Annotated in this window: 1 protein-coding gene; it reads left to right on the top strand. The window is 73.0% G+C overall.

The window, feature by feature from the left end; all coding sequences use genetic code 11:
* The coding region (locus tag FXF52_RS42360; RefSeq protein WP_187414038.1) for a hypothetical protein at positions 1 to 289 on the top strand (289 nt) is incomplete at both ends.

Raw genomic sequence — 289 nt, 5'->3', positions numbered from 1 at the left:
GACGTGTCGGCGCGGTTCCCGCGCCGTCGGCGGGCGTTGATGCCGGTGCGCTGGCATCACGGCACCTTCACCCTCGACGGGCGGCGGGTGCGGGTCCCGACCGCGCAAAACAGCCCGCCGTTGTGGGTCCGGTTGGCGCGGGAGGTGCCGTATCCGGTTGAGCAGGTCCGGTCGGTCACCCTGCTGTGTGAGGGCGGCCGCCTGTTCCTGGACGTGACCGCCGAAGTGCCGGTGGCGACGTATCCGCCGGGTGAGGGACCGGACCCGGCCAGGGTGGCCGGGGTGGATT

This window comes from Micromonospora sp. MP36, from assembly GCF_008119785.1.
In the GTDB taxonomy this organism is placed as follows: domain Bacteria; phylum Actinomycetota; class Actinomycetes; order Mycobacteriales; family Micromonosporaceae; genus Micromonospora.
The sequence above is the reverse complement of the archived record's forward strand: the minus strand, read 5'-3'. Positions and strand labels throughout refer to the sequence as shown.